At 46.6% G+C, this 25,925-nt stretch carries 22 protein-coding genes; 8 read left to right on the top strand and 14 right to left on the bottom strand.

The window, feature by feature from the left end:
- Positions 1–127 precede the first annotated feature (127 nt).
- Entirely contained in the window at positions 128–925 is a 798-nt protein-coding gene (locus R7040_RS15140; RefSeq protein ID WP_318081385.1) for a hypothetical protein, read from the top strand.
- A 47-nt stretch (positions 926–972) separates the two neighbouring features.
- Here the strand turns inward: R7040_RS15140 and speG are convergent, their stop codons facing one another.
- Positions 973–1,512 (bottom strand): spermidine N1-acetyltransferase, encoded by a 540-nt coding sequence (gene speG, locus R7040_RS15135; RefSeq protein WP_005375417.1) that lies wholly within the window; start codon positions 1,510–1,512, stop codon positions 973–975.
- Between the two features lie 246 nt (positions 1,513–1,758).
- On the opposite strand from speG, the gene R7040_RS15130 reads away from it, so the two are divergent.
- On the top strand, positions 1,759–1,911 hold the full coding sequence (locus R7040_RS15130; protein WP_005375418.1) for a hypothetical protein: 153 nt from the start codon (positions 1,759–1,761) through the stop codon (positions 1,909–1,911).
- A 112-nt stretch (positions 1,912–2,023) separates the two neighbouring features.
- Here the strand turns inward: R7040_RS15130 and R7040_RS15125 are convergent, their stop codons facing one another.
- The 7 genes from R7040_RS15125 to R7040_RS15095 form a co-directional block, all read right to left on the bottom strand.
- Positions 2,024–3,073 (bottom strand): sensor domain-containing diguanylate cyclase, encoded by a 1,050-nt coding sequence (locus R7040_RS15125; protein WP_053303796.1) that lies wholly within the window; start codon positions 3,071–3,073, stop codon positions 2,024–2,026.
- A 282-nt stretch (positions 3,074–3,355) separates the two neighbouring features.
- Complete coding sequence (locus R7040_RS15120; RefSeq protein ID WP_005375420.1) at positions 3,356–4,207, bottom strand: carbenicillin-hydrolyzing class A beta-lactamase CARB-42; 852 nt, start codon at positions 4,205–4,207, stop codon at positions 3,356–3,358.
- Between the two features lie 327 nt (positions 4,208–4,534).
- Positions 4,535–5,101, bottom strand: coding sequence for a copper-resistant cuproprotein CopI (copI, locus tag R7040_RS15115; RefSeq protein ID WP_064354568.1), 567 nt, complete (start codon positions 5,099–5,101; stop codon positions 4,535–4,537).
- Between the two features lie 76 nt (positions 5,102–5,177).
- On the bottom strand, positions 5,178–8,387 hold the full coding sequence (locus R7040_RS15110) for an efflux RND transporter permease subunit (protein ID WP_064354569.1): 3,210 nt from the start codon (positions 8,385–8,387) through the stop codon (positions 5,178–5,180).
- A 2-nt stretch (positions 8,388–8,389) separates the two neighbouring features.
- Entirely contained in the window at positions 8,390–10,108 is a 1,719-nt protein-coding gene (locus R7040_RS15105) for an efflux RND transporter periplasmic adaptor subunit (protein ID WP_318096898.1), read from the bottom strand.
- Between the two features lie 12 nt (positions 10,109–10,120).
- The gene (locus R7040_RS15100) at positions 10,121–11,509 is read right to left on the bottom strand and encodes a TolC family protein (protein ID WP_064354571.1); all 1,389 of its coding nucleotides are present in this window, start codon (positions 11,507–11,509) and stop codon (positions 10,121–10,123) included.
- Between the two features lie 135 nt (positions 11,510–11,644).
- Entirely contained in the window at positions 11,645–12,067 is a 423-nt protein-coding gene (locus R7040_RS15095) for a hypothetical protein (RefSeq protein WP_064354572.1), read from the bottom strand.
- A gap of 316 nt (positions 12,068–12,383) precedes the next feature.
- Here R7040_RS15095 and fdhF point away from each other — a divergent pair, with 316 nt between their 5' ends.
- Complete coding sequence (gene fdhF / locus R7040_RS15090) at positions 12,384–16,622, top strand: formate dehydrogenase subunit alpha (RefSeq protein WP_213895912.1); 4,239 nt, start codon at positions 12,384–12,386, stop codon at positions 16,620–16,622.
- A gap of 363 nt (positions 16,623–16,985) precedes the next feature.
- The gene (locus tag R7040_RS15085) at positions 16,986–17,357 is read left to right on the top strand and encodes a hypothetical protein (protein ID WP_141135663.1); all 372 of its coding nucleotides are present in this window, start codon (positions 16,986–16,988) and stop codon (positions 17,355–17,357) included.
- Positions 17,358–17,466: 109 nt separating this feature from the next.
- On the opposite strand, the gene R7040_RS15080 is transcribed toward R7040_RS15085, so the two are convergent.
- The 4 genes from R7040_RS15080 to R7040_RS15065 form a co-directional block, all read right to left on the bottom strand.
- Positions 17,467–18,564 (bottom strand): ABC transporter permease, encoded by a 1,098-nt coding sequence (locus R7040_RS15080; RefSeq protein WP_064354574.1) that lies wholly within the window; start codon positions 18,562–18,564, stop codon positions 17,467–17,469.
- The gene (locus R7040_RS15075) at positions 18,564–19,490 is read right to left on the bottom strand and encodes an ABC transporter ATP-binding protein (RefSeq protein WP_064354575.1); all 927 of its coding nucleotides are present in this window, start codon (positions 19,488–19,490) and stop codon (positions 18,564–18,566) included. The genes R7040_RS15080 and R7040_RS15075 overlap by 1 nt, the downstream gene beginning before the upstream one ends.
- A 4-nt stretch (positions 19,491–19,494) precedes the next feature.
- Positions 19,495–20,445: an HlyD family secretion protein gene (locus R7040_RS15070; RefSeq protein ID WP_372587974.1), complete on the bottom strand. Its 951-nt coding sequence runs from the start codon at positions 20,443–20,445 to the stop codon at positions 19,495–19,497.
- A gap of 207 nt (positions 20,446–20,652) precedes the next feature.
- Complete coding sequence (locus R7040_RS15065) at positions 20,653–21,444, bottom strand: PhzF family phenazine biosynthesis protein (RefSeq protein ID WP_213967966.1); 792 nt, start codon at positions 21,442–21,444, stop codon at positions 20,653–20,655.
- A 187-nt stretch (positions 21,445–21,631) separates the two neighbouring features.
- Between R7040_RS15065 and R7040_RS15060 the strand changes: the two genes are divergently transcribed.
- Positions 21,632–22,165, top strand: coding sequence for a YbhB/YbcL family Raf kinase inhibitor-like protein (locus R7040_RS15060; RefSeq protein ID WP_258458015.1), 534 nt, complete (start codon positions 21,632–21,634; stop codon positions 22,163–22,165).
- Positions 22,166–22,184: 19 nt separating this feature from the next.
- Complete coding sequence (locus R7040_RS15055) at positions 22,185–22,964, top strand: AraC family transcriptional regulator (RefSeq protein WP_017635229.1); 780 nt, start codon at positions 22,185–22,187, stop codon at positions 22,962–22,964.
- 36 nt (positions 22,965–23,000) lie between these two features.
- Here the strand turns inward: R7040_RS15055 and arsB are convergent, their stop codons facing one another.
- Together arsB and R7040_RS15045 are read right to left on the bottom strand one after the other, a co-directional pair.
- Positions 23,001–24,056: an ACR3 family arsenite efflux transporter gene (arsB, locus tag R7040_RS15050; protein ID WP_005385145.1), complete on the bottom strand. Its 1,056-nt coding sequence runs from the start codon at positions 24,054–24,056 to the stop codon at positions 23,001–23,003.
- An 85-nt stretch (positions 24,057–24,141) separates the two neighbouring features.
- Positions 24,142–24,483, bottom strand: a complete 342-nt coding sequence (locus R7040_RS15045; RefSeq protein WP_005375451.1) for an ArsR/SmtB family transcription factor — start codon at positions 24,481–24,483, stop codon at positions 24,142–24,144.
- A gap of 270 nt (positions 24,484–24,753) precedes the next feature.
- On the opposite strand from R7040_RS15045, the gene R7040_RS15040 reads away from it, so the two are divergent.
- Entirely contained in the window at positions 24,754–25,338 is a 585-nt protein-coding gene (locus tag R7040_RS15040) for an NAD(P)H-dependent oxidoreductase (RefSeq protein WP_017635228.1), read from the top strand.
- Between the two features lie 167 nt (positions 25,339–25,505).
- Positions 25,506–25,871, top strand: coding sequence for a winged helix-turn-helix transcriptional regulator (locus tag R7040_RS15035; RefSeq protein WP_005375456.1), 366 nt, complete (start codon positions 25,506–25,508; stop codon positions 25,869–25,871).
- Positions 25,872–25,925 lie beyond the last annotated feature (54 nt).

The raw sequence follows: 25,925 nt of genomic DNA, 5'->3' as shown, positions 1-25,925 counted from the left end.
TACCTGCACTAGATGCTGTCATGCCATCTAAGGTAGTTAGGGCGCTTCTGTCACATCCAGTGAGTGATGATTCAAAAAGTATCTGCGCAGCTAAGTGCGGGTATTCAACATCTCAAAGGACTAAAAAATGAAAAATAAACTAGCGTTAGTGTGTACGACTTTGTTGGTCAGTACGCTGGCTCATGGTGCCGAGCATCGAGTAAAAGACAATAAAAACAAGTTGGCGGATGACCCAACAAAAGTCATCACGAAATTTGGCGCGTCTTACGCAAACAACTACGATTTTGATGATCAAAACATCTCATTCTCGGGCTCACTTGCGCTTGACCAAGCGCGCAAAATTAACCTGCGTATCAATGATGATGCGAGCGAGTGGCGTATTGGTGGCTCGTGGCTGTTTCCGGTCGGTATCGTGAACTTCAACTTCGGTAAAAATGAATACGTAAACGGCGCGGATCAAACCAACTACAGCGTTGGTACCTTTATGCCGCTAAGTTATTTCGGGATTGAGCCAGCAGGCTTCCAAATTTTCCCAATGGCAGGCTATACGTACAACACTGGTGATGTTCCTGTTTGTGACGGTGCAGAAAGTAGTCTCTGTAGCGAGCCTAACTTTACGGGTACGCCAAGTGCAGAGAATGGCTTCAATATGATGAGCTCTTCAGGCAGTAGCGGTTACGTTGGTGCATTTGCGCTGAAATCGTTTACCAAAGAGCTGACGTTAATCAGCTTCGCAGCAGGCACTTACGGCTCAGAAAACAGTGAAGGAGAGAACTACAAAGGCTTCTTTGGTGGTATCGGCCTTGATTACCTCGTGAGCAAACGCCACTCTTTTAACGTAATGACGTTTGTCATGGACAACAACACCTATTTGGATGAAGCAGACAAGCGCATCGTATTATCATATCAATATCAATTTGAATAAATAAAAGCGCAGCCCAAATAGCTGCGCTTTTACTTTGATAGAATGAACTAGTGAATTGAGTTGTTTTCTTCGATCTTTTTCTGGTATTGGTGTTTTAATATATACATGCGCTTAACATCGCTGTAAGCGCCGTTAATAAAGTATTCTTCTACAAGGTGACCTTCTTCGATAAAGCCGCATTTTTTGTATAAGTGAATAGCGACTTCGTTATCCACTGCGACTAATAAGTAGATTTTACGTAGATTAAGAATTGAGAATGAGTAATCTAACGCACGATTAATCATCTCTGTCGCATAACCTCGACCTTGATGCTCTGGGGCGATGATTATCTGAAATTCCGCGCTGCGGTGAATGTAGTTAATCTCGATCAGCTCAACTAAGCCAATTACGATGCCGTCTTCATCTTCGACGACAAAACGCCTTTCAGCGTCATCATGTATATGTTTTCGATAAAGTTCTTCGAGCTCGTCATAAGACTCGTAAGGTTCTTCGAACCAGTAGGCCATGATATTTCGGTTGTTATTCAGTTCATGAATAAAGCGCAAATCAGAACGCTCTAATGCACGCATTTTTAGGCCTTTCTTCATCATTTTTCTCCAATGAGGGCGGAGAATACCTCCGCACTTGATGCTAGAAAATATTACCGTATTTCACAAGAATAGCGCATCTTTTTTTGGAAAATATCCTGTGATTTTCAATGTGGAAACTTAGAGTTCACGACAAATATAAATTAATCTTTACGATAAAAAACTCGATTAGGTGCTTTGCCTAATATCGTATTAAATACCGCGCAACGACTTAGTGTCTTAATCTAAACAAACAAGGTATTCAATATGTTTTCAATCGGTGACGTAGTAGTAGCGACTAAAGGTATCGATCTTGGCGAAATGGTTGTTACAGGTTTAAGCAGTGGCGGTTTTTACACACATGTAAAAGCAGGCGAAAAAACACTAACTTACCCAGCTAAAGATCTTAAGAAAGCATAATTAAATTTGCTCATTCTTATTTTTAACTGGCTTAAAGTTCGTATTAGTTATTTTAAGCGGGTTAGAATCGATAAAAGGTAGCGCAATGAGTCGCTACCTTTTTTTATTTTTTCTACCTTTCTTCACCAATATGAAACTCAACGCGATTTCTTCCGGTTTCTTTTGCCTTGTAAAGTGCTAAGTCGGCGCGTTTAACGAGTGGTTCAAATGAGTCGTCGAGACGACAGACTTGAGTTACCCCAATACTCGCGGTGAAGCTCATATCACAACCTGAATGTTGAACGGTCGTCGTTTCTAGTGCATTACGAATCGTTTCTAATGTGTCTAGAGCTTGCTGTGATGAGCGACTTCTTAATACGATGGCAAACTCTTCACCGCCAACTCTGGCAAGTAAGTCACAATCAAGTAGATGACTTTTAATAGTATTAACTGCATGGATCAGTGATTTATCGCCTGCGTCATGACCAAATCGGTCATTGAGGCTTTTAAAATTGTCGAGATCTAAAATAGCAACATGGAAGTCAATGCCCTGGGTTCGGTATTCATTTAGGCGGCTTTCGATTTGTCGCATGAACTCTCTGCGGTTTGGAATACCTGTTAGATCATCCGTCGTGGCGAGGTGTTCCATTTTCATAATCTGTATATGAAGGGCAATGTTTAAAGCAATCCAATTAGCGATGCACTGAAGCTGTGCCGCTTGTTCGTTTGTGTAAATGTGCGTTTGATGATGCGCAACATTAAGCGTTCCTAGGCAGACTTTACCGTGCATTAAAGGCGCGTCCATACACGTACCCATACCATTGGATGCGAGCATCACACAATCGATCTCATCAGATTGCGTAACATCGTCGCAGATCATCAGTTGTTGCTTTTTGAACACTCGGCCAACAAACGCTTGATGAATGGGCACTAAAAATTCAGCGGGAATCGCTTTACTACCAGAGAAAGAGTAGACCTTTAAATGATCATTGTTTTCATAAAGTGTGATACTCGCACGGTCAGAATTAAATATACGATTTATCCATTCTGCCACCGTATCAAGTACTTGCTGTAGTGTTTCCGATTGAGCTAAAAAGTGAACAAACCCTATCGGCATACATATCGGACTTTCCATGTTTTGCATCGATAAGTCATCAGGGTTAAAAGTTCTTTCAAGTCTCAATAGACATCTCCTTGGCAATGTTGCAAATACCAACAATAAATTACGTGAAGCTATTTTGTAGAAAATGTGCTTCTTGGTAAGAGTATGGTTTAATTATCGCCGTTTGTGTGCATTTGGTTGCTTAATGTGGGCGTTAACTCACCCTAAATAAGTAAATCTTATACCTATTTATAAGTAAGTCATTACTCAATAAGTGGTGTTTTTAAGATGGAAGTACAGAATGAGCCCTTCTGGAATAGAAGGGCTAGAAAAGGATACAAATAGGGTCAGGTGAGTGGTGACTTAATTGTCTTTGTACTTTTGTAAAATCAACTGACTTATCTGCGCAACGAGTTGGTCCCTAGCTTGAAGTGAGAGCTCGGTTTCTGTGACATAAATACTAATGTAAACAGGTCGATGATTTTCCTTCCATATAATCGCGTTAATGCCACGCGAACCATGACCTCCCGCACCAGAACGGTCTGCAATAGACCAACCTGTTGGTAATACAGAACGCATTAACGAGTCTGAAACTTTGTTGTCCTGCATCCAGATTTTTAATTGTACACGAGACTCATAAGACAACGTTTCGCCTTCGACCAAAGTTCGAAGAGTGTTTAGTATGGCGTTAGGTGTGGTTGTGTCGCGGCTGTCGCCTGGTGTGGCTTCGTTCAAGCGAGGTTCTATTCTGTCTAGGCGCGTTGCTTTATCTCCAATTGTTCGCAGAAACATTGTTACGGCCTTAGGGCCGCCAATTTCATTTAATACTAAGTTGGCTGCGGTATTATCACTCATTAACATAGCGGCTTCACACGCGTGCTCTATGCGTGTGTTTTGGCCTGCGAGCTTATCCATCACTGGAGACCATACAACGATACTGCGCTCATCGACTTTTGCGGTCGCATTTTTACTTAGCTTACCGCTGTCCATATCACTTAGCATTTTGGCACAAGCTAGGGTTTTGAATGTGCTCATGAGTGGGAAGCGTTCATCGCCACGGTAATCCCAACGCTCGTCTGCTTGGGTATCCCAAACTGACACCCCAATTCTGCTTGAGGTTTGTTGCTCGAGGAGAGAAATGTCCTCATTCAGTTGGGACGCGTAACTTAGGGTTGAGCAAACCATTAGCCCAGCCAACAAAAATAACTTTTTCATGGATCGTGTTCTTCAATTTTAGTTTTAGTTCGCACCATAGCGATGTCACGTAAACTATAACGAGCCAATACTCTAAGCACTGTTAAATCTATGTCTATTTTATGTAGGATTCTTCGCAATACGCTTAAACAGTCTCAATATGGGGAGAAGAGTGTTGCTATCAAGGCCTGTAGTTTGGCTTATATATTACGTCAGTGATTCGGTCACAAAAATATCTTAGCGTGAGACACTGGCTCAGAATTCCTTGTCATGAGCTAACGAATAGTTTGCTCCAGAGACATAAAAGGAGCTGAATCATCAGCTCCTTTTGCCTATTTGGATAATTACTTACAGTTCAATCTTTTTAACCATGCCCGCTTCTGCATGGCCCGGAATGTTGCACGCGAACTCAATCTTGTTGTCACCGTGGAAATGCCACAACAACTGCTTCGCTTTACCCGGTTCGACCGTCACAGAGTTGCCCGAGTCGTGCATGTGATCACCACTCATTGTTTTCATCATTTCGCGATGTTCTAGCTGCTCTTTAGCCGAACCAATCGTAAACTCGTGGTTGATCTTACCTGTGTTCATGACTACAAACTGCACCACATCGTTTGGCTCAATCTTAACGTCTTTTTTGAACTTGATGGTCATGTCATCACCCAAGATAACGTGTACCACCTTGTCTGGCTTTGCCCCTTTTGCTGGCATACCTACTGCCGACATGCCCGGCATATCCATCATGTTTGAATGGTCCATTTTACTGTGGTCCATCTTCATGCTGCCGTGGTCCATATTTTCATGCTTCATGTTGCTATGAGCCATGTTCGCGTGGTCCATGTTTGAATGATCCATTTGGGCAAACGCAGTCGTTGTTGTTAGGGCTAGAGCAAGAGTGATTAGTGTCTTTTTCATTTTTATATCCTTGTTTTAATTCATTAATAACTTGGTTGCTTCCCCCCAAACGAATTGATTGAGGGGAAGGTAGGGATTAAGCCTTGTTGCCAGTGCGATCTGTGCTGTCGGCGTTTTCGATTTGGTTGCCAGTTTGCGTGCTTGTTTGGCTCGGAGTTGAGTTGTTTGGGCGCAACTCACGTTGTTTCCACAGCTTGAAGATGGCTGGAAGTACCAACAGCGTCAGCAGCAGTGCCGATGCCATACCGCCAATCATTGGTGCGGCGATGCGTTGCATTACTTCTGATCCTGTACCTTCGCCGTACATGATCGGAATCAGACCAATAATGACCGTCAGTACCGTCATCATTACTGGGCGGACACGCAGGCCTGCACCTTCACGAATGGCATCGGTTAGGTCTTTCGCCTCAAGCTTCTGTTGGCTCTCTTCCGCATCCAGCTTTTTGTAGTGCCATGCTTGGTTGAGGTAGACGAGCATGATGACCCCAATTTCAACCGCGACGCCTGCTAGGGCAATAAAGCCGACCCCAACAGCAATCGAGAAGTTGTAGTTGAGGATATGCATGAGCCACAAACCACCGACCATAGCGAGCGGTAGGGTAAGCATGATGATCATCACTTCACCGACACGACGGAAACTGAAGTAAAGCAGCAGCATAATGATGGCGATGGTGATTGGTACCACGACACTCAATCTGTCTTTCGCACGCTCCATGTATTCGTATTGACCAGACCAAGCCAGCGAGTAACCCGCAGGAAGTTCCAATTGATCAGCTACGACTTGCTGCGCTTCCACGACGTAAGAGCCAAGGTCACGACCATCGATGTCGACAAACACCCAGCCGTTTGGACGCGCGTTTTCCGTCTTGATCATCGGAGGGCCGTCTTCGTAACGAATGTCCGCTACGTCAGCCAGTGCAATACGAGCACCATTTGGTGTCACTAACGGTAGGTTTTGCAGTTTAACCACTGAGTCGCGGTAGTCTTGTGGGTAACGAACGTTGATTGGGTAACGCTCCAAGCCTTCGATGGTTTCACCCACATTCATGCCGCCCACCGCAGTGGAGATCACTTGCTGAACGTCTTTGATGTTTAAGCCATAACGCGCTGCGGCACGACGTTTAATGTCGATCGTGACATAACGACCACCTGCTACACGTTCTGCGTAAACCGATGCGGTGCCTTGTACGCCATTAAGAATTGGCTCCAACTGAGAACCGATCTTCTCAATCACTTTCAGATCGGGTCCGGCGATCTTAATGCCGATAGGGGTTTTGATGCCCGTTGCCAGCATGTCGATACGCGTTTTGATCGGCATTACCCAAGCGTTAGTAAGACCAGGGAACTGAACTAGCTTGTCGAACTCTTTGCGCAGTGACTCGGTTGTTACCCCTTCACGCCATTGGTCGTGTGGCTTCAACTGAATCACGGTTTCAATCATGGTGAGTGGCGCTGGATCGGTTGCGGTCTCAGCTCGGCCAATTTTTCCCCATACGGTTTTCACTTCTGGAACGGTTTTGATCAGCTTGTTGGTTTGTTGTAGAAGCTCACGTGCTTTACCAATTGAGATACCCGGATAGGTCGTTGGCATGTACATCAAGTCGCCTTCATCCAGCGGCGGGATGAACTCGCTACCCAGTTTACTGGTTGGGTAGTAAGCCGATGCCATCAGACCTAATGCGATAACAATCATGGTCTTAGGGTATTTTAAGCTGGTGTTCAACAGCGGGCGGTACAACGCGACCAAGCCGCGGTTAACCGGGTTTTTGTGTTCCGGTAACACCTTACCGCGAATGAAGTAGCCCATAAGTACAGGCACGAGCGTGATTGCCAAACCTGCTGCCGCTGCCATGGCGTAAGTCTTAGTGAACGCAAGCGGCGAGAACATCTTGCCTTCCTGACCTTCTAAGGCGAACACTGGTACGAAGCTAAGAGTAATGATCAACAACGAGAAGAACAGCGGTGCGCCGACCTCTTCTGCGGCTTTGCCGATTACTTGCCAGCGGTTTTTATCGGTCAGTGGCGTTCGTTCAATGTGCTTGTGAACGTTTTCAATCATCACGATTGCACCATCCACCATGGCACCGATGGCAATCGCAATACCACCCAAGGACATGATGTTGGCATTGATGCCTTGCCAATGCATTACGATAAACGCAGTGAGAATGCCAACCGGTAGGCTCAGAGCGATAACCAATGAAGAACGACTGTGGAACAGGAACAACGCACACACAATCGCAACGACGATGAACTCTTCTGCAAGCTTCTTCCATAGGTTTTCTACCGCTGAATCGATAAGGGTAGAACGGTCGTAGGTTGCAACAATTTCCACGCCTTCTGGCAGGCTGCGTTGTAGGTCTGCGAGTTTGTCTTTGACCTTCGCAATCACTTCACTGGCGTTTTCACCAAAGCGCATCACGATAACGCCACCGACCGCTTCACCTTCGCCATTCAGCTCTGAGATACCACGGCGCATTTGTGGACCAAGGTTAATGTCTGCGATGTCTCCTAATAGCAACGGCGTGCCTTTCTCAGTGACTTTGAGAGGCAGTGATTTAATGTCTTCAATGCTGGTTAGGTAACCCGTGGTACGAACCATGTGCTCGGCTTCGGCCACTTCGATAACGGACGCGCCGGTTTCTTGGTTACCGTTTTGGATTGCCATGTTCACTTGTTGCAGAGTGAGGTTGTACGCACGCAGCTTGGCAGGATCAATCTGCACTTGATACTGCTTCACCATACCGCCGACGGTAGCGACTTCAGAAACGCCATCAACGGTTTGCAATTCGTACTTCAAGAACCAGTCTTGCAGGCTGCGAAGATCCGCCAAATCATGCTTGCCGGTTTTGTCTTGTAATACGTAGCTGTAAACCCAGCCCACGCCCGTTGCATCAGGACCTAGCGTTGGTTTTGCGTTCGGTGGCAGCTTGGGTGCTACTTGGCTTAAGTACTCCAACACGCGTGAACGTGCCCAGTACATGTCGGTATCATCGTTGAAAATGATATAAACGTAAGAGTCACCAAAGAATGAGTAGCCACGAACTGTCTCAGCACCCGGCACGGCAAGCATGGCGGTGGTGAGTGGGTAAGTGACTTGATCCTCGACGACTTGAGGAGCTTGCCCCGGATAGCTTGTCTTGATGATCACTTGCACATCAGAAAGATCCGGAATCGCATCAACAGGCGTATTCTTTACACTGTAAAGTCCGCCTAATACAAGGGCTAAGGTCGCGACCAACACTAGGAATCGGTTGCTCAGTGACCAACGAATAATAGCATTGATCATAATTAACCCTCGACGGCTGTTGTTGCAGGAACTAGCTGTTTAAGAACGTAGTCAGATCCTTGTTTTTCAACTAGAAACCGAACTTTCTGTCCTTCTTCAAAACCCGATAGATCAACGTCTTCACCCACAGAGAAGTTCATCTCGCCTGCATCCCAGTTCCATTCTGCAACCGGTAGGTGGTTTAAGGTGATCATGCCAAAATCAGCCATCAGCATGCTAATGTCACCAGTTAGCCAAACCTCTGCGGCAATGACGCTGTTGTCTGCCTTGTAGTCGATGATTTGGTACTGACCGGACTCCGTCTTTTGCATTTCAAATTCGATAGCCTGACCTTTTTTCAAGTCACCCATCTCAACGCCATCTGCGAAAGTGAAGTTCATTACCATGCCCGGCCAATCCCATTCTGGTACAGGCTGGTGGTTGATGGTCAGCATACGGTGATCTTTCATCACATCCGTGATCTCACCTTTGGCCCATGCCGTTTCTGCTGCTGCTTCTACACCATTGATGCGAGACAGATCCGCCGACTGGCTTGATTCAGAGTCGAGCATGAAGTGAGATGAAGTAACGATCTTATCGCCTTGTTTAAGTCCTTGTAATACTTCGATTTGTTCGCCAGCTTCACGGCCAACTTCAATTCGAGCTGAGCGGTATTTGCCTTTGCCCTCAGCCAGAACAACGCGAGTCATACCGCCAGAGCGAATAACAGATGATTTAGGAATCGTTAATACTGCGTCGTCAGTAACAGGCTGCAGAGCAATATGGGCGAACATGTTTGGCTTCAATGCGCCATCTGGATTAGGGAATTTAAGACGCACACGCAACGTACGTGTTTTCGGATCAAGGATTGGGTACACGTAATCTACGACGCCTTGCCATTCATTGCCCGGAATCGCGTCAAGGGTCATCGTGGCTTGAGAACCCGCTTTCATCCAGTGCGCTTGACGCTCAAAGACTTCCGCATCAACCCAAACATTGTCCAAAGGACCTGCACTGATCACCGCTTGAGCAGGGGACAAATAGCCACCTTCACGCACGTTTAAGCTCGCGATAACGCCATCAGCAGGCGCTTTGATTTCAATGGTTTGCGATGCTTTATCACTACGAGTAATGGATTTGATTTGAGCACGGTCAACACCAAGCGTTACCAAGCGCTCGGTCGCGCCTTTTACAAGACCTTTGCGGCCAGTGCGGTACGCATTCAGCAATTCTTCTTGTGCTTTAACCAGTTCCGGAGAGTAGAGCGTGAACAGCACATCGCCTTTCTTCACTTTCTCACCCACGGCATTGATGTAGAGTTTTTCTACCCAACCCGCCACACGAACGTTGGTTTGCCATAACAGACTTTCATCAAAGGCAATATAGCCAACCGTTTCGATGCGTGGTGATAGTTGTTGTAGTGTCGCGTTTGCGGTTTTAACCCCGAGGTTGTTTTCTACTGAAGGGTCAATAGTCACTGTACCCGGTGCGTCTTGTTCACCGGATAGGTCTTCTGCGTAAACCGGAATCAAATCCATGCCCATTGGGGACTTACCCGGCTTGTCGCGTTTGTAATTCGGATCCATTGGGGCAACCCAGTAAAGCGGATCATTAGAGCTTGCAGCAGATTCGCCACCCATCGCACTCATGTCGTGAGCCGAGCCCGTAAGAAAATGATTAGCACCAAACCCTAAAGCACCACCAACAATCAGCGCGATGGTTGCAACTTGTAATGTTTTCATTGTTTTACCTTATTATTTTTTAAATTCAGACAGTTCTGGTTGCTCGACTTGATAGTCGAAACCACCGAGTAGGGTGGCTAAATTGCTGTTTGCGATGTTGAGATCGGTCAGTAGACGTTGTTGCTCCAATTGCAGAGCCAACTCGTCAGTCGTGGCGGAAATCACATCGTTAAACTGCGCTGTGTTGTTTTGATAACCCCGCTCAACGGCTTGAATGCGCGCTTTCGCTTGAGGCAATAAGGTGGATTGATAACGTTCTAAGCGTTGGGTTAAGTTGCCGCGATCAACCAACAGAGTGTTCACCTTGGCATTCATCTGCGTTAGTAAGGTGTCTTTTTGTGATTGTGCCGCGCCAACTTGGTATTGAGCGGCCGCGAGATTGCGATCTTGGCGGTCACCCGTAAACAACGGAATGTCCATGGTTAGGTAAGCGCTGACCAAATCGGAGGCGGGTTCACCCATCATGTTGTCGGCTTGGCGGTAGGCGTACATTACTTCGACGCCAAATTGTGGGTTGTAGGCTTGCTCAGCAATTTCCACCTGCGTTTTATTGGCAGAAATACTGACGTCGGCCATCTTAACCATCGGGTGTTGGCTGAGTTGCTGATAATGCTTGGTGGAACCCTGACTGGCAGCAAGTTTGCTGTTCAGTGTGTCCCAATTAAGTTGATTGCTCGCGTGCAGAGCCTCTTCGTTTGCCAACCAATCTGACCCCAACCATTCGGAGAGTTGAGAGATAAGACGACGTTGCATTTGTGCGTTGGCTTGCAGTTTCTCATCCAACTTGCTGACTTGAAGCTGGGCATTGAGCAGATCTTGCGCTTCACTCTTACCAATCGAATAGTTGGTTTGAATAAAGCTTTCCATCTCCTTCATCAACTTGCGATTCTCAAGCATGATTTGTTCAGCGCGTTGCTGGTAACCAAGTTCTAACCAAAGTTGAGTCATGCTGTTGGCTACTTCAAGCTCACGAGCATGGACTTGAAGCCCAAGGCCGTCGGCTTGTTGATTGGCTTTTTTCTGCTGTAAATCAAGCGTCGAGCCACGCTCAAACTGTTGCATTAAACCAACGGAGATGTTGGTCATTGGGTCTTCATCGAATTTGAAGCTGTCGACAGGCAAGCCACCAAAACCCACTTTCAGTTTTGGGTCCATCAAGGTCGCACTCGCGACGCCCGTTTCACGCATGGCAGCAGATTGCGCAGAGTATTGCTTACGATTGCCATCGTTACTCAAAGCGACGTTGATCAGTTGGGCAAGCTTGGTCGTTGAAGCTCGCTCACTTGATGCGGAATTTTGCGCTGCGTGCGTCTCTTTTCCTGCGGCGTTAACCAAGGTAGGCGCAGCGACCAGAGCCACCATAAAAATAGGTGCAGCTAAGCGGTATGGTTTGATATCCATAATCTAAATCCAGTGTTCGCCGGATCGATGGAGGTGCGGATTTTATTGCGGGAACAGTAAAGCCTTGTTACCTCATCGTTCAGGCGCATTAAAACAACCTGCGATACACGCGCAGGGTCGAATGCTAGGACGGATTTAGGCTATTGGAGGTCGATATAGGTCGCGGCTGACGTGTACGACTGGGGAAGCAACTTCAGGAGTAATAGTTGCGCGATAGATGACGGGCATTGGGCTATTGGTAGGATTCGGTAGGGGGACGAAAACTATCGTACACGCGGCAGTACAGCAGGTATGAACCATGCCAGAGCCTCCACCACAGTTCATGCTGGTTTCTCTTGCATCGCCATCTTCGGACATAGAAGCGTCTGTCATGGAGACGTCCATCATACCAGGCATACCACAGTGTTCGCTGTCACTCATCATAGAAGGATGATGAGCCATGCCAGTAGACATCATTTGAATATTCATCAACAGCTCACTGTTCGCCACACTAGATACCAACAGTACTAGCGTCGTGAAGAGAGTTAACCAGATTGTATGCAGCGATTTTAAGTGCATACCTTTTCCCATGTGTTTGATGAAAATGATGAAAACCCTTCGATTCTAAAGGTTAACCTAAGGGTAAGGTCAATCATTTATTACTCTTATTATCAAAATAGTCCAACCCTTCAGTTTTCGCACTTTCGAGGGAGTAAAACGTTTGTTAAACACCGAGTGTTGAAAGTTAGCGAAAGAAGCCCTCGCTTTTTATGACACGTGAAAAATGTGGTTTATAAGTTTTACATCACACTAACTTGTCTTACAAATGATTATCCTTATAGAATGTATGGTTTTTACTTGTGCAGATTTGGATTTGCTTTGCTGCGGGGGTTGCATGATAGAAATTGTCATCGATGGAAAATATAGAATTGTAGAAGAGGGTCTAACCCTTTTAGAAGCAGCAAAAGTGTGTGGGGTCGAGATCCCATCGCTGTGCGGAATGAACAAAAGTAATGAAAAAGTACCGTGTGACTTGTGTGTGGTTGAAGTCGAAAGCGGCGGTACTAAGCGTGCGTGTGAACTTGAAGTTTACCGCGGCCTTAATGTGGTCACGCAATCAGAACAATTAAGCGAGCACCGCAGAAAAGCACTCAACCGTATCATGACGGACCATTACGCCGATTGTGAAGCGCCATGTAAAACCGCGTGTCCAGCGGGCGTTGATATCCAATCGTACCTTTATCACATCGCACAGAACGATCATCAAAAAGCGATTGAAGTGATTAAGCGTACGCTTCCTATGCCGCTATCGATTGGTCGTGTGTGCCCAGCATTTTGTGAGAGCGAATGTCGCCGCTCGTTAGTCGATGAGCCTATTGCAATTCGTCAGCTAAAACGTCATGCCGCGGATGCAGATCTGTCTGCGCATGAAGCCTATGTGCCAGAAAAGAAACCAAGCAAAGGTTTGAACATTGCCGTCGTCGGCAGTGGTCCTGGTGGTCTAACGGCCGGCTACTACCTATCGAACGAAGGCTATGACGTTACGGTCTTTGAATCCATGCCAAAAGCGGGCGGTTGGTTGCGTTATGGCATCCCAGAATACCGTTTGCCAAAAGACATTCTAGATAAAGAAATCGAACTGATGTGCCGCAATGGCATGCAAGTTCACACCAATCAAAAGCTGGGTGTTGATTTCACGCTCTCTCAATTGAGTGAAGAATACGACGCGGTGTGTTTGGCTGTCGGCGCGTCTCAAGCGGTTGAAATGCATTACACAGGCAGTGATCTTGAAGGTTGCTACTTAGGTGTTGATTATCTTAAAGATTACGTTACCGAACAAAGCTACGTTACGGGTCAGAAAGTCGCGGTGATCGGTGGTGGTAACACGGCAATTGACTGTGCTCGTACTGCGCGTCGCGCTGGTGCAGACACCACGTTGATTTACCGTCGAACCCGTGACGAAATGCCAGCAGAAGACTATGAGATTGTCGAAGCGGAACACGAAGGGGTGAAATTCCACTTCTTAACCAACCCGGCAGAAAACCTTGCCGATGAAACCGGACGCGTGAATGCAATTCGTCTAGAACGCATGGCGTTGGGTGAGCCGGATGCATCTGGTCGTCGAAGCCCTAAACCAACTGGCGAGTTCTTCACCGAAGAGTTCGACACCGTGATTGCGGCAGTATCGCAAAAGCCAGATCTGAGCTTCCTCGAAGGCGAAGATTTGTCGATTCCGCTTACGCGTTGGAACACCTCTGATGCAGATGAAAAGACCATGCACACCGGCACGGGCAACATCTTCAGTATTGGTGATTTCCGCCGTGGTCCAGCAACGGCAGTTGAAGCGGTGGGTGATGGCCGCGTTGCGGCAAAAGCGATTGACCTGTTTTTGAATGGCGATATGGCGGATATGCCAAAGGCAGCGTTCAACTCGCGTAAAGAGAAGAAGCTCTCTCAAGTCGATCCGCTTCACTTCGAGAACATCCAGAAAGTCGCTCGCTCTATCATGCCTGAGCTGACTCCAGTACAACGCGAGCAAAGCTTCGCTGAAGTGGAGTTGGGTTTTGATAACGAAGAAGCAATGAAGGAAGCCGCGCGCTGTCTAGAATGTGGCTGTCAGGCAAATACCGATTGTGCGCTGCGTGATTACTCCACCGAATATGAAGCTCAGCAAAGCTTTGACTTCTCCTTGCAGATTAAATCGCATCAAGATTGGTTAGATCTTCGTGCGAAAGACTTGCGTCATAAGTACGAAGTTGACCGTAGCTCTGAGTTTATTGAGTTTGATGCCAACCGCTGTATTAGTTGTGGTCAGTGCATCCAAGCGTGTCGTGACAAAGCCGTGCACGGCGTACTGAACTTTGTGTGCGACAAACAAGGTCGTCCTGCATTACGTCCTGACGACCGTCCACACTTTGGAAGTAACAAGAATGGCTTAACCCTAATGGGCGATTCGAACTGCGTGCAATGTGGCGCGTGCGTTCAAGTGTGTCCAACGGGCGCGATGGTCGATAGTCGTGACCGTTCACAAGGTCGTACTGAAGATCTGAAAGCGGTCGACACCATTTGTACGTACTGTGGTGTGGGTTGTAAGTTGACTATGTTCGTGGACGAAGCAACCAATACGATTCGTTACGTGAAGGGCGGTGACTCGCCAGTGAACCAAGGCATGCTGTGTGTGAAAGGGCGCTTTGGTTTTGATTTCATCGGCAGTGAAGAGCGTCTTACCACGCCTTTGATTCGTAAAGACGGTTGGTTGCAGCCTGCGAGTTGGGAAGAGGCGATTCAACTGATTGCAAGCAAGTTCTCTGGCATCAAGCAAGATTTTGGCAGCAACGCATTGGCGGGTTTCTCTTCAGCGAAAACCACCAACGAAGACAACTACGCGTTCCAAAAATTTGTCCGTCGTGAACTAGGCACCAATAACGTCGATCACTGTGCGCGCTTGTGTCACGCATCGAGTGTAACCGGTCTTGAGGCATCACTCGGTAGTGGTGCAATGACCAACGACATTCCAAGCATTAAGCACTCGGATGTGATCTTTATTATCGGTTCGGATACTACATCGGCGCACCCGATTATCGCTTCACATATTAAACAAGCAATTCGTCATCACGGCGCTCGTTTGATTGTAGCTGACCCGAAACGTGTCGATATGGCAGAGCATGCTGAGCTGTATATGGCGCACCGTCCGGGTACGGATGTGATGCTCCTTAACGGCGTCATGCAGCAGATCATCAAGAACGGTTGGTATGATCAAGAGTACATCGAAGAACGTGTCGACGGCTTTGATACCTTACTGCAAGAAGTGATGTCGCCAGCTTACAACCTCGATAAAGTGGAGTTGGTTACAGGCGTAAAAGCCGAAGACATTCAAGCAATGGCGCGCATGATCGGTACGGCAGATCGTACGGCTGTTTACTACTCGATGGGTATTACTCAGCATACGACTGGTCATGACAACGTGCGTTCTATCGCTAACCTGCAATTACTGTGTGGCAACATCGGTATTGAAGGTGGTGGTATTAACCCGCTACGTGGTCAATCTAACGTGCAAGGCGCGTGTGATATGGGTGCTTTGCCAAACAGCTTCCCAGGCTACCAAAAGGTATACAACCCAATTGTGCGTCAGAAGTTTGCTATTGAATGGAACGCACCAAATCTGCCTTCTGAGCAAGGTCTAACCCTGACAGAAATCATTGATGCGGCTTGCCATCGTGACGTCCGTGGTATGTACATTATGGGTGAGAACCCAGTGTTGAGTGACCCGAACCAAGCGCATGTGATTGAGGGCTTAGAAGCGCTCGATTTCTTAGTGGTTCAGGACATCTTCCTAACGGAGACTGCACAATACGCGGATGTGGTTCTGCCTTCTTGCTCGTTTGCAGAGAAAGCGGGTCACTTCACCAATACGGAGCGTCGTGTTCAGCGCGTGAATCAGGTTGTCACGGCACCGGGTGAAGCGAAAGAAGATTGGTGGATTATTCAAGAAATCGCCAATGCCATGGGTAGTGATTGGGATTATCACTGCGTGTCTGATATCACCAATGAAATCGCACGTGTGACACCTCAATACGCTGGTCTTCGTTGGGATGCCATTACGCCAAACGGTGTGCAATGGCCGAGCAACAAGAACAACCCGGCAGGTACTCGCATCATGCACCAAACCCAGTTTACTCGTGGTAAAGGACAAATGGTGGGCGTACCGTTCCGTTATGCGGCTGAGCTGCCAGATGAAGAGTATCCACTGGTGCTTACTACAGGTCGTGTACTTGAGCAATTCCACACTGGCACCATGACGCGTAAGACCAAAGGATTGGATAACCTTGCAGGCCCTCGCGCGATGGTGAGCGTGGAAGACGCAGAAGCGCTAGGCATCAGTAATGGTCAGCGTCTGACGGTGTCTACACGTCGCGGCAGCATTGAGATTGATGCCTTTGTGACTAAGCGTATTCAAAAAGGTGTGGTATTCATTCCATTCCACTTTGTTGAGTCTCCGGTGAACCGTTTAACGACAACGGCGACTGACCCGCATGCGAAGATCCCTGAGTTCAAGGTCGCTGCGGTTAAAGTGGAAGTGAGCGAGAAAAAAACGCAGACAGAGTCTCTCGAAGATAGTTACCAACACGTTTAAACTCGGTGAGTCGCGTTGTTGTTGTCACTGACAATTTGAGCCTAGTTGATGGGCGGATAATCTAATCTTGATTTCCGCTCTCACTACATTCACTCTGATTGTCTTTTTCCTCCAATTCCTTTTACTTTTCTGTTATCACCTCGCTCTGGTTAGTTTTCCCTTCTTACTTCTTGCTTTCTCTGAGGCGTATTTTTGTTCAAACTCATGATGAGACTGCAATAGAGTTTGTTGTTGAGCTTGTCATAGAATTGACTGTCTCTGACTGTCCCCTGTTATTTGGGCAAGTTCTATAACCTAAACTTTGCTCGCTTCCTATACTGAATTAACGAAGCAAGATTTTTATAACAACAAGAGGAAGCTTGTATGACAAGAACAACCTCATTAGCACTCGTTTTATTACTTATGTGCGCATACTTTGGTTACAACCGTTATTATGTATACCCCCAGCAGTTGGAAACACAGGCGAAGTCCATGCTAATACAAATGGCAAATCGCGAAGAGTGGGTCGATGTGTTTGAGATGATGAATCGCGTAGACGCGCACAAGGGCCATTTGGAACTTGTTGCTGACGTGACATCCTCTGATGGTCAGCGTGCGTACAGTGAAGGTATTATCACGTACACGGATCGCGAAGGCGTTGTCTGTAAACAGGTAGTGTTCAACTTTAAAATAAACTCTTTGAAAAACTACAATATTTCCGATTTACGAGATTGTTCCTACGGTGAGTACTATTAATATTGTCTGAGAGTTGAGCTCGATAGCACAGTGTATGAATACAGAAACAAAAAATAGCCCTTCGTTGGGGCTATTTTTGTTTTTAAGGAATGAACGCAATATCGTGGGATTAGTCGAGTGATTTTTTGAAGCGAAATGAAGCGACAATAAGGCCGATAACGGTGAATCCAAGTAACCAAACTGTATCTCGCCATAGTTCCATTAGGTCTGCACCACGCAGCACCACACCACGAATAATTCGCATAAAGTGGGTGGCAGGCAGCGCTTCGGATATCCATTGTGCCGCGATGGGCATTCCTTCATAAGGGAACATAAATCCGGATAGAAGAATCGACGGCAAAAGAATAAACACCGTCATCTGCATTGCCTGAAGCTGTGTCGTCGCAATGGTGGATATCACCAAACCTAAGGTTAAACTCGCGGCGATAAACAATAGCGTGCCAAATAGTATCTGACTAATGGCGCCGTTTATCGGCACACCAAATATCCAGTGACCCAAGCCTAAAATGATAAACACCTGTATCAGACCAACAAAGATGTAGGGGATGATCTTCGCTACCATGAGTTCTATGGAATGGATTGGCGTAGTAATCAGTAACTCTAAATTGCCACGTTCTCGTTCTCGAACAATGGCTGCACTGGTGAACAAGATCATCGTCATGGTCAGAATCACGCCCAATAAACCAGGGACAATGTTCACCGCCGAGCGCCGACTCGGGTTGTAATACAGCGCAACTTCAAAGGTTTTGGTTGGAGTAGGGCGTATTTCAAAATCAAAATCTGTTAACGGCATGGTTTGTAGTGAGAGAATCGCAGAGCTGATCATGGTGTCTGAACCATCCACAATCCATTGGCCAAGCTCTCGCCCTTGCACCATACGTTGGGTTAAATCGCTAGGCAGAATTAAAGCCGCTCGTACCAAGCCGTCTTGAATGGCTTGCTCGGCTTCTGTTGCGGTAGCGAAGGTTTCGACCACATCGACCACTTGCGTGACTTTGACGGACTCGGTGATCACACGCCCGGCAGTGCTGCCACTTTGATCGACGACGCCAACGGGGATGTTGCGAATATCGGTATTAATGGCAAAGCCGAACAGCAGAAGCTGAATTAGCGGGATCATCACGACCATGCCAAAGGTAATGCGGTCACGTGAAAGCTGACGGATCTCTTTGATCATCACCGCTTTCATGCGGGCAATAGATTTCATCATTGGCGACCTTCTCCCGTCACGCTGACAAACACATCTTCCAAGCTCGGGCGAGCAATGTTCATCTCGCAGCCATCAAGCTCAGGAAAGGTTTGGGTTAACCATTCGATCGGTTGTTCGATGTGCTGGTGGATCAAAATGCGTAAGCGAATGCCGAGCTGTGCGGCAGAACGGACTTCTTCGCGCTGAATGACTTTCTCTTTTAGCTCGCGTAAGTTATCCGCTTTGACTTCGACGATGTTAACGCCCATTTGCGCCATGAGTTCTTCTGGCTCACCATCGGCGCGGATTTCCCCGGCTTCCATAATCGCCAGACGATGACAGCGTTCTGCTTCATCCATGTAGTGCGTAGTGACCAAAATCGTCGCACCTTGGTCAGAGAGATCAAACAATTGCTCCCAGAAATCGCGTCGGTTCTCTGGGTCAACCGCAGACGTGGGTTCATCGAGAAACAACAGTTCTGGTTTATGCATGGTGGCTGCGGCGAGAGACAAGCGTTGTTTCTGCCCGCCACTCATTCCGCCGACGCGCTGTTTGCGTAGTTGGTCGAGACCGTAGGTTGACAGTTGTTCTTCGATGCGAGCTTTCAGGGCCTTGGTTTCCATACCAAAGATTTGTCCAATAAACTCAAGATTCTCTTGAACCGTGAGGTCATCATAGAGGGAAAACTTTTGTGTCATGTAGCCAATCTTGAGGCGCAGAAGCTCCGATTGTTTTGGGATCTCTAACCCGAGTACATCGACATTGCCCTCGCTTGGGCTAAGTAAGCCAGTCAACACACGAATGGTTGTCGATTTACCGCAACCGTTAGGGCCAAGAAAACCATAAATACTGCCTTTGGGCACATTGAGCGTGATGTTGTTGATGGCGGTGAAGTCACCAAACTTCTTCACTACATTTTCAGCTTGAATCGCGTATTCGGTCATTGGCTTACTCCACCAAATCCACTTGAGCTGGAATACCTGAAGGCAAGGATTGTGCTGAGTCTTGAAGGTCGACTTCTGCTAGGTACATCAAACGCGAGCGTTCTTCCTCGGTAAGCGCGAAATAAGGCGTAAATGAAGGCTCAGTCGCTACCCAACGAACGGTGCCGCTATATGGTTGCTCAACGCCATCTACATGCACGTTAACCGTTTTACCCGGCACAAAGTTGACTCGGTAGTTGGCAGGAACATAAACACGGGCGTATGGGACGCGGCTCGCTTGAATTACTGCAACAATGCCATTCACAGGAACGCGTTCACCAAGGTTAAACGGTAGGTTATCTAACAAGCCATCTCGCGTGGCGGTGATGGTGAGTTCTGCTAGTTTCTGTTCTTGCAGTGCCACATCGGCTTTTGCTGCCATGAGTGCGGCTTTCGCTTGTTCAATATCTTCAGGGCGAGAACCAGCGGTCAGTTTGCTGAACTCTTCTTGTGAGGAGTCTAGCTCTGCACGGGCAGAATCTCTGGCTGCTAAAGCTGTGTCTTTTTCTGATTGGCTGATGAGTTTCTTACGAACTAACTCTGCTTTACGTTGGTAGTTCTTTTGCGCTTCAACCAATTGAGCTTCCGCTCTGGCAACGCGAGCTTGCGCTGCGGCAATGTCTTCTGGTCGCTCACCATTGGTCAATTTCAAAAGATAGGCGTCAGCCTTGGCTTGTTCGGCTACGGCGTGAGCTAAAACGGCTTCTTGGTTCTTTGTATCGAGCTGAACCAGCACTTCTCCTTCGGTGACTTGGCTGCCTTCCTTGATGGGAAGGGCGCGAATTATCTCGCTAGAGGTTGCAGTAAAGGTTACGCGGTCACGTTCTAGTGTGCCAAGGGCTTGCTGTCCGTCATCTTTGGAACAGGCAGTTAAAAGAGTCAGGGCTAGGGTGCCAAGAATGATTCGCTTCATCATGCGACGCTTCCTCTAAGAAGGTGAACTCGAATTCGTATCAAGCTATAGAAGAGTGTGGAACTGCATTCAGTGTAACGTGAGTCAGTTTTGTCCGGCTAGGAAGTTAATTCCTTCAATATTCATCAATTGATTAATTATTGAAGCTGGCTTTATCCTGCGGAAGCCGTGCTTTACTTGGCTCTTTTAAGTTGATTACATGAATATCATTTAAACAAAAATCTTGCCTTTCATGTAGAGCACGCCGTCGCCAGATACTCTTACTTGTTCGCCAGTAACTTCACAGTGCAAAATGCCTCCGCGCTGAGAAGCTTGGTAAGCGACCAGTGATGTTTTGCCTAACGCTTCTGCCCAGAACGGTGCTAACCCAGCGTGAATCGAGCCAGTTACGGGGTCTTCGTCACCACCATTTGCAGGCCAAAAGTAACGAGATACAAAGTCTTGTTGATCGCCTTTCGCGGTAACGACCACATCGTAAGGAGCGAGTGTCTTGAGGTGCTCTGAACGGTATTGAACCTCAAGTAACTCCTGCTGGTTGCCGACCACCACGAAATACGCTTGAGGGCTAAGCAGTACGCGTTCCACATCGCAACTTAGGCCTTCAATCAATGCCGAGGGAATATCAGAAACGGCTTTTGGAAGACGAGCAGGGAACGTCATATCGATCTTACCTTGCGCATTCTTCTCTACGGTGAGGGTTCCTACTTCCAGAGTATGAAATTCAATCGTGCCATTAATGCCAAGCTCATCAAACAGCACTAACGACGAGGCCAGTGTGGCGTGTCCACAAAAGTCGATTTCAGTTATAGGAGAGAACCAACGAATCTCATATCGGTTTGCGCCAATGGATTTTAGAAAAGCCGTTTCCGACAAGTTGTTTTCTGTCGCGATATTTTGCATCAATTCTGGGGCTAGCCATTCCTCTAACGGTACCACCGCTGCTGAGTTGCCTTTGAATTGCGTATCGGTGAAGGCGTCCACCACGTAGATATCCAATTCCATTTTCCTTCCTTATTCCGTGAGCGATTAATTAGCATAAACCAAGTGCAATTAAGAGAGTAAGAAATTTGTGTTAGAATCTTAAAGTGTCAAAATTATAGATTATTTTGTGTTTTTTGATACTTACTGACAAGGATTCGGACTGCTGGGTATTTAGACTAGTGTTGAATTCATTGAAAGGAAGAAAAACATGAAAGCGATCTACAAGTCAGTTTTGGTATTGAGTGTTTTTGCGGTCGGTTCTACCCATGCATTTGAACTCGTGAGTAGAGATATTCAAGAAGGCCACCCGATGGCGAAGACATTTGAATACTCTGGTTGGGGATGTGATGGCGGGAATCAATCACCACAATTGATGTGGAAAGAAGCTCCAAAGGGCACAAAAAGTTTTGCGATCACCGTGTATGACCCCGATGCACCAACAGGCAGTGGTTTTTGGCATTGGATAGCGTTTAATATTCCATCCACCGTTAGCGAGCTGCCTCGAGGCATTGATATGAACAAGTTAGGCGGCAAAGAATCTCGTATTGACTACGGCACAACGGGGTTCGGCGGCGCGTGTCCTCCAAAGAATGATGGGATGCATCGTTACCAGTTTACGGTGTGGTCATTGCCAACTGAAGAACTGAATTTGGATGAAAACACGCCACCAGCCATTGTAGGGTTTACTTTGAATAGTGTTGCTTTGGGTAAAGCGACATTAACCACGACTTACACGCGATAATTGAATATAAGGGGAGAGAATGGGTCACCAATATCAGGTTACGCTGTTTCGTGCGGAGCAGCAGCAGAAGCTTCGTAATGTCAGGATTCACTCCCCAAGCCTTATTCAGATTGTTAAGGGGAGTAAACATCTTTTCTGGAAAGATGAAGTACTCGACATCCATGATCCAAATATCATGCTTTGTGAAGCAAATGCATCCCTAAATTTTGAAAACCTTCCTCTACAAGGGCGATTTCTTTCTCGAATGTTCAGTTTTCACTGTGTGCCTAGCGATGAAATGTTGGAGCTAAGCATGAGCAACGCATTAGGAAACTATGTACCCGTTGTTGAGACAGATAAAGCATTGAAAGCGACGTTAAATGCTTTGTTTTCGTTTGAGCGGGAAAGCTTAAGTGAAGCGACACAACGCTATTGGATTATGGGCCTATATCAGCAGCTAGCTGAGAGAGGGTTATTGCATCGGTTGTTCTCGAGTTCACATATCTCTTTTAGTCAGAAACTTAGTCGTTACTTATCGCGCTCTCCAGGGGAGGAGCATCCATTAGACATGGTCGCGGGGCACTTTGCTATGAGCCGAGCAACATTGATACGCAAACTGAAACAAGAAGGTACCCAGTATCGTGAAGTATTGGCAGAAGTGCGCTTAAATCACGCACTTTACTTGATGCAAAATGGCTCGTATAACGTTGCTATGCTCGCACAGTTGTGTGGTTATCAGTCAGAGGGGCGTTTTAGCCAACGCTTTAAAAGTAAGTTCGGCCTAACGCCCAGCGAGTATATTAAAACGGTAGTGAGTTAATGTTTTACCGCTTTTGTATTTTTTGTGCTTTTTAGGTTAGCCATAATATTTGGCTTTCATTCGCAATGCTACATTCACCAAAGCAATCAACACAGGCACTTCGATCAGCGGGCCAATGACACCAGCAAAAGCTTGGTCTGAGTTTAGTCCAAACACCGCGATAGAAACCGCAATAGCCAATTCAAAGTTGTTGCCTGTTGCTGTGAAGGCAATCGACGCATTTTTGTCGTAGTCGATGCCCATTTTCTTACCAACGAAGAAGCTGACAAAGAACATCAACACAAAGTAGATAGCCAGTGGAATTGCTACACGGAATACATCCATTGGCAGTTCAAGAATCATCTCACCTTTTAAGCTGAACATCAGTACGATGGTCGCAAGTAGGGCGATAAGGGTAATTGGTGAAATGCGTGGGATGAACACGTCGTTGTACCATTGCTCACCTTTCGCAGCGACCAGCCATTTACGGCTTAGGAAGCCCGCTAGGAATGGGATACCAAGGTAAATCAGAACGCTTTCCGCGATGTCCATCATCGAGATATCAACCACGAAACCTTCGTAACCAAAGACTGGTGGCAACACAGTGATGAATAACCATGCCATCACACTGTAAGTCACGATTTGGAAAGCGCTGTTTAATGCAACTAGAGCTGCACCGTATTCTTTGTTACCGCCACCGATATCGTTCCATACCAATACCATGGCAATACAACGAGCAAGACCGATCAGAATGATACCAACCATGTAACCCGGATGATCACCTAGGAAAGTCAATGCAAGGATGAACATTAAAATAGGGCCGACAATCCAGTTCATGACTAAAGACAGCGTGATCGCTTTTTTATCTTTCGTCACTGTACCTAGCAGGTTGTAGTTCACCTTTGCTAGCGGCGGGTACATCATCAAAATCAAACCAATCGCGAGCGGTACGTTCGTGCTGCCGACTGACATTGACTCATTCCACTCAGCAACTTGAGGGAACGCTGCGCCAATACCTACACCGATTGCCATTGCGACAAAAATCCACACCGTTAGGTAACGGTCCAAGAAGCTCATTTTGTCGCTGGCACTATTTAAAACTTGAGTAGTCATAGTGTTCTCTTATTCGTTTATCGTCGAAAGGCGATAGTTGAAGGTATAGTTTATCTCTGCACGCCTGACCAGCGTGCAAAGGGAATTAATCAAATAACTTGGAAAAGCCTAGATTGAACTGATCAAACGCGTCGCGCTGAATGCGGTAACACACCTTAGGTGGGTTTGGCTCGGCGCTGATAAAGCCTGCTTGCTTGAGAATACGCAAGTGCTCGGAAACAGTAGATTGCGCAAGACCCAGTTCAGAAACCAAATCACTGTTCAAACAACCGCCCATGGTATCGAGCGTGTGCAGGATATGCAGAATGCGCAAACGTGCTGGATGCGACAAAGCTTTTGCTTGCGCTGCGAGAGTTTGTTCTTTCTCGAGCTGTTGTTGCGTTGTCTGAAAAACAACTTCGCACGTGTCCTTGCACTTATCACTCATTCGCTGGCCTTAATAGTTAATCGTCGAATTGCGATAAAGTGTACGCCTGCTCTGTGGAAGATGCAACAACTCGATGAAAAAATTAATCGTAGAATAACGATGAATAAAAAATTGAAAAAATATATGTTTTAAAAACAGTTATATAATAAAAAATTACGTAGGTTACTAAAAGTTAACTAATTGCACTATATTTCTAGGTTACCATAATAAACCACATCCGACGCACAATGGTTACTGCGTCATCTTGTGAACTTATTTAAAGGTAATCCCATGAGCAACGTACTGATCATCAATGCACACGAACCATCACCATATTCAGAAGGTCGTCTAAATGCTTCTCTTGTCGACAAAGCACAGACGCTTCTGCAAGCAAAAGGCCATGAGGTTCGCGTTGTGACAATGCAAGATGAGATCAACGTAGATGAGCAACTCGCACACTTTGAGTGGGCTGATCGCGTGATCATCCAAAGCCCAATCAACTGGATGTCTGTGCCTTGGTCATTCAAAAAATACATGGACGACGTGTTTACTGCGGGTATGGGCGGCGCACTATGTGCATTCGATGGCCGTAGCGCAGAAGAACCTAAGAAAAACTATGGTACAGGCGGCACTCAAACCAACAGCAAATACATGCTGTCACTGACATTCAACGCGCCAGAAGAATCGTTTGATGATGAGAGCGAATACCTATTCCAAGGTAAAGGCGTGGACGATTTGATGTTCCACATGCACGCTAACTTCCGCTTCTTTGGTATGTCAGCACTGCCTACATTCGCTTGTTATGACGTGATGAAGAACGCAGATATCGAAAACGATTTTGTTCGTTTCGAAGCTCACATTAACGAAAACTTCTAATCCTTTTAGAAAGATAGTGCGAACTGAATGATGAATTGAGATGGACTGCTGCATGCGGTCCATTTTTATTTGTTTGCGGCGAGGTGACGTTTTTATTACTCTAAAGCACTAAATGTATCTAGCTTACTTTTCGTTACCTAGATTAGGTGCGTATCTTGAGGTGTATTGTGGAAAGCAGAATCAGTGTAGATAGCAAAGGTCGTAAGTCAGTGGCGAACGTATGTGCGGAGCCATGTGCTATCGAGAAAGGGATGCGTCTAATTGGTGGTAAATGGAAAGGTTCTCTGATTTATCATTTGAAAGACGGCCCAGTTCGTTTCAATGACTTAGCACGCATGCTAGGCGGTGCAAGTAAAAAGATGATCGACCAACGCCTTAAAGAGCTAGAAGCGGAAGGTATGGTGGTGCGCAAAGTGATCAGCGACCGCCCAATTGCCGTAAGCTATGAACTAACAGAGTTCGGCCGTACCGCACTTAAGATTCTTGATGATTTGCGAATTTGGTCTGAAAAGCATCAAATTGAGCTTCGTTAAGACCAAAGTAGTTAATCGCAAACGTTACTCTCTTTTGAAAGCTGATTAACAATA

The organism is Vibrio sp. 1069, assembly GCF_033340555.1.
This window is presented reverse-complemented; position numbering and strand designations above follow the sequence as displayed.

Coding starts and splice junctions, on each gene's coding strand:
- R7040_RS15095 (WP_064354572.1), bottom strand. CDS start 12,067: ATGCACTTAAAATCGCTGCATACAATCTGGTTAACTCTCTTCACGACG.
- R7040_RS15140 (WP_318081385.1), top strand. CDS start 128: ATGAAAAATAAACTAGCGTTAGTGTGTACGACTTTGTTGGTCAGTACG.
- R7040_RS15100 (WP_064354571.1), bottom strand. CDS start 11,509: ATGGATATCAAACCATACCGCTTAGCTGCACCTATTTTTATGGTGGCT.
- arsB (WP_005385145.1), bottom strand. CDS start 24,056: ATGACTACTCAAGTTTTAAATAGTGCCAGCGACAAAATGAGCTTCTTG.
- R7040_RS15085 (WP_141135663.1), top strand. CDS start 16,986: ATGACAAGAACAACCTCATTAGCACTCGTTTTATTACTTATGTGCGCA.
- R7040_RS15055 (WP_017635229.1), top strand. CDS start 22,185: ATGGGTCACCAATATCAGGTTACGCTGTTTCGTGCGGAGCAGCAGCAG.
- R7040_RS15130 (WP_005375418.1), top strand. CDS start 1,759: ATGTTTTCAATCGGTGACGTAGTAGTAGCGACTAAAGGTATCGATCTT.
- R7040_RS15110 (WP_064354569.1), bottom strand. CDS start 8,387: ATGATCAATGCTATTATTCGTTGGTCACTGAGCAACCGATTCCTAGTG.
- R7040_RS15045 (WP_005375451.1), bottom strand. CDS start 24,483: ATGAGTGATAAGTGCAAGGACACGTGCGAAGTTGTTTTTCAGACAACG.
- R7040_RS15080 (WP_064354574.1), bottom strand. CDS start 18,564: ATGAAATCTATTGCCCGCATGAAAGCGGTGATGATCAAAGAGATCCGT.
- R7040_RS15065 (WP_213967966.1), bottom strand. CDS start 21,444: ATGGAATTGGATATCTACGTGGTGGACGCCTTCACCGATACGCAATTC.
- copI (WP_064354568.1), bottom strand. CDS start 5,101: ATGAAAAAGACACTAATCACTCTTGCTCTAGCCCTAACAACAACGACT.
- R7040_RS15040 (WP_017635228.1), top strand. CDS start 24,754: ATGAGCAACGTACTGATCATCAATGCACACGAACCATCACCATATTCA.
- R7040_RS15120 (WP_005375420.1), bottom strand. CDS start 4,207: ATGAAAAAGTTATTTTTGTTGGCTGGGCTAATGGTTTGCTCAACCCTA.
- R7040_RS15070 (WP_372587974.1), bottom strand. CDS start 20,445: ATGATGAAGCGAATCATTCTTGGCACCCTAGCCCTGACTCTTTTAACT.
- R7040_RS15105 (WP_318096898.1), bottom strand. CDS start 10,108: ATGAAAACATTACAAGTTGCAACCATCGCGCTGATTGTTGGTGGTGCT.
- R7040_RS15060 (WP_258458015.1), top strand. CDS start 21,632: ATGAAAGCGATCTACAAGTCAGTTTTGGTATTGAGTGTTTTTGCGGTC.
- speG (WP_005375417.1), bottom strand. CDS start 1,512: ATGAAGAAAGGCCTAAAAATGCGTGCATTAGAGCGTTCTGATTTGCGC.
- fdhF (WP_213895912.1), top strand. CDS start 12,384: ATGATAGAAATTGTCATCGATGGAAAATATAGAATTGTAGAAGAGGGT.
- R7040_RS15075 (WP_064354575.1), bottom strand. CDS start 19,490: ATGACCGAATACGCGATTCAAGCTGAAAATGTAGTGAAGAAGTTTGGT.